We start from the raw sequence: 3304 nt of genomic DNA, 5'->3' as shown, positions 1-3304 counted from the left end.
CAAACGGACCGCGGACGCTCATGTCGAGCACATCCTGGGCAAGCTCGGTTTCAGCTCCCGCACCCAGATCGCCGCCCGCCTCGGCGAGCGCAAGGAGGACTCCTCGAACGTGGAGTGGTGACCGCGGGGGAGGTCAGCGCAGGGTGAGGGCCGCGGCGTGGTCGAGCCGGAGCACAGGAGTGTGCGGATCGGCGGCGGGCGGTTCGAGCGCGGTGGCGATCGCGGGACGCTGGGCGTCGCGGAAACCGTCGAGGAGCCGGTCGAGGTGGACGAGGAGTTCGCCGTGCAGCGGCCAGTGTCCGGGGTCCTCGCGGAGCAGCGCGCCCAGCCGGGTCCGTGCGGAGCGGCCGTCGGCGATCGCGGTGTCCAGCGCCCGTAGTTCGGCGGCGAGCTCGGCAGGGTCGGTCGTGGAGACGGCGCGCGCGTAGTGGCGGGCCGAGCCCGCGGTGGCGTGGAGGGTCGCGGCGAGCCGGTCGCGGACGTCGGAGTCCCACATGCCCGCGCCCAGACCGTCGGCGTCCTCGAGATGCAGGGCGGTCCGGTCGGCGACGCAGCGGGTCAGGCCGCGGGTGGTGATCGCGGCGTGCTCCAGGGTGTCGAGCGCGTCGCGCATGAAGGGGCCTGGCAGTTCGGCGCGGCGGGCGCGGGGGTTGAGCCGTGCGCTCTCCTCGGCCTGGTCGAGGGCGGCCTCGACCTGCCGGATCTCGTGACGCTCGCGGGTGGAGCGTTCCATCCAGCGGGCGGCGGACCGCTCGTCGGGGACGGTGCCGAGCCCGTCGGCGATGTCGTCCAGGAGGGCGGCCGTCGAGCCGCCGAGTTCGCCGATCGCCTCGGCCGCGGGCCGGATCTTGACCGGTGAGGCCACCAGCCCCGCCAGCAGCCCGACCCCGGCACCGATGATCGTCTCGACCACGCGGTCGGTGGCGGCGGCCTCCGTGCCGAGCTGGAGGATGAGCATCGCGCTGATCGGCACCTCGAGGATGTGATCGTTGAGCTTCAGCGCATGGCCCAGCACGAGGGCCACGGCGATCGCGATCGCGAGGCTCCACCACGAGAAGTGCAGGGTCCCGGCGACCGCCACCGCCACCAGCACCCCGGTGCCCACGCTCAGCACCCGCTGGAACGCGTGTTTCACGGTCTGGTACGACGACACCTGGACGACCAGCAGCGCCGTCAGCGGCGCCAGCAACGGCGCTTCGACGGGCAGCAGCAGCTCGGCCAGCAGATAGGCGATCACCGCGGTGACGACCAGTCTGGTGATCTTGTGGTGAAAAGTCACAGCGAAGTACAGACCTCATGACGTAGGCGGGCGGATCCTCACTATGTGTAACGAATCGGTCAGTCCACGGCATTTCCCGGTCAGGTGTGTTCCCCCGCACAGTCCCCGGTCAGCCCGCGGATGTCAGCCGAGGACGCGACGCAGCCAGCGGGCCTGCGCGGCGCGCGCCTCCTTGGACAGCACGGCGTCCGGGGCGAGCAGATCGGAGCTGTGGAACGCGCCCGGCCACACGTGCAGCTCGGCGACACCGCCGGCCCGCCAGATCGCCGTCGCGTAGGCCACGTCCTCGTCGCGGAAGGTCTCGGCCGAGCCGACGTCGATGAAGGCGGGCGGCAGTCCGGAAAGATCGGTGGCGAGCGCGGGGGAGGCGTACTGGTCGGCGTCGGGGCGGGCTTCGCCGAGCAGGGCCGTCCAGCCGGTCTCGTTGGCGCTGTGGTCCCAGTAGGCGACCCCCGCCATCTGGTGGCTGGAGGGGGTGTCGTTGCGGGAGTCGAGCATCGGGCAGTTCAGGAGCTGCCCGGCGAGGGCGGGGCCGCCCCGGTCGCGGGCGAGCAGCGCGACGGCCGCGGCGAGGCCGCCGCCGGAGCTCGTCCCGGAGACGATCAGCCGTGCGGGGTCGACGCCCAGCTCACCAGCCTGCTCGGCCAGCCAGCGGAGCGCGGCGTAGCAGTCCTCGACCGGCGCGGGGTGGGGGTTCTCGGGGGCGAGCCGGTACTCCACCGAGACCACGGCCGCACCGACGCCCAGCGCGAGATCCAGGGTCTGGGGCAGCCCGGTGCGGCTGTCACCGATGATCATGCCGCCGCCGTGCAGGAACAGGATCCCCGGCACCGGGCCGGTGGCCGCGGTGGGCAGGCAGACCACGACCAGGACCTCGGGCGCGCCCGCGGGCCCGGGGATCAGCCGCTCCGCCACGGTGTAGGCGCCGTCCCGCCGCAGCTCCTCCAGCGTGGGATGGATGCCGGGGACGGGGGTCCGGTACGGCAGGAGCCCTTCGAGGGTGAACTCCTTCGGCCCGAAGGTGCGGATGAGTTCGAGGACCGTGGCGAGCTCGTCGTCGAACGGCACGGGCGGACCTACCGGGGGGACGGGGTTCATCTGCGGCTCCTCAATGAGAATTTCAGACGAGCTTAGGCGAGACGCCGTCCGGTCGGAATACTGTCGAGGAGCAAGCGGGTGTAGGCGTGGGAAGGGCGGGCGAACAGATCGTCACGGGTGGCGCGCTCGACCAGGACACCGTGGCGGAGCACCGCGACCTCGTCGCAGACATGGCGGACCACGGCCAGGTCGTGGGAGATGAACAGCAGGGTCAGCCCGAGCTCGCGGCGCAGCTCCCGCAGCACGCCCAGCACCTCGGCCTGGACCGACGTGTCGAGCGCCGAGGTGACCTCGTCCGCGATGATCAGCGCGGGCCGGACGGCCAGAGCACGGGCGATCGCGACGCGCTGACGCTGCCCACCGGAGAACTCGTGCGGATACCGCTCGGCGGCCTCGGCGTCGAGCGCGACCCGGTGGAGCAGTCCTTCGATCTCCTCGCGGTGCTCCCTGACGCGGGCGCGGCGCGGGTCGAGCGCCTCGGCGAGGGTCTCCCCGACGGTCATCCGCGGGTTGAGCGAGGCGTACGGATCCTGCGGGATGAGCTGGACGCGGCGGCGGACGTCGAGGGACCGGCGGCCCCTGGTGACGTCCACCCCGTCCAGCAGGATCTGCCCGCCGACCGTCGGGACCAGCCCGACGACGGCCTTGGCGAGCGTCGACTTGCCGGAGCCCGACTCGCCGACCAGCCCCAGCGACCGGCCCGCCGGCACGTTCAGGCTCACCCCGTGGAGCACCTGCTGCCGCCCGAAGGCGACCTCCAGATTCCGGACTTCCAGGACGTCGCTCATGAGTTCGCCTCGATCGTCGCGGGCCAGTGGAGGGCGTGGCAGGCGGCGCCGCCGCCGTTCTCGGTGGGGGTCAGCGCGGGACGTTCGTCGCGGCACTGCTCGCGGGCGAGCGCGCAGCGCGGCGCGAACGCGCATCCGG

General features: G+C 72.8%; 3 protein-coding genes. All 3 read right to left on the bottom strand.

Going from position 1 to position 3304, the window contains the following annotated elements; translation table 11 throughout:
* Nucleotides 1-133: 133 nt before the first annotated feature.
* The 3 genes from ACYVE7_RS31495 to ACYVE7_RS31485 all read right to left on the bottom strand — a co-directional run bounded on the left by ACYVE7_RS31495 (nucleotide 134) and on the right by ACYVE7_RS31485 (nucleotide 3165).
* Complete coding sequence (locus ACYVE7_RS31495) at nucleotides 134-1279, bottom strand: FUSC family protein (RefSeq protein ID WP_460369891.1); 1146 nt, start codon at nucleotides 1277-1279, stop codon at nucleotides 134-136.
* Nucleotides 1280-1402: 123 nt separating this feature from the next.
* Nucleotides 1403-2377: an alpha/beta hydrolase gene (locus tag ACYVE7_RS31490; RefSeq protein WP_460369889.1), complete on the bottom strand. Its 975-nt coding sequence runs from the start codon at nucleotides 2375-2377 to the stop codon at nucleotides 1403-1405.
* 32 nt (nucleotides 2378-2409) lie between these two features.
* The gene (locus ACYVE7_RS31485; RefSeq protein WP_460369887.1) at nucleotides 2410-3165 is read right to left on the bottom strand and encodes an ATP-binding cassette domain-containing protein; all 756 of its coding nucleotides are present in this window, start codon (nucleotides 3163-3165) and stop codon (nucleotides 2410-2412) included.
* Between the last annotated feature and the right edge of the window lie 139 nt (nucleotides 3166-3304).

This window comes from Actinocorallia lasiicapitis, from assembly GCF_054778695.1.
Note: the sequence above shows the minus strand (reverse complement) of the source record. Positions and strands in the feature narration are given on the sequence as shown.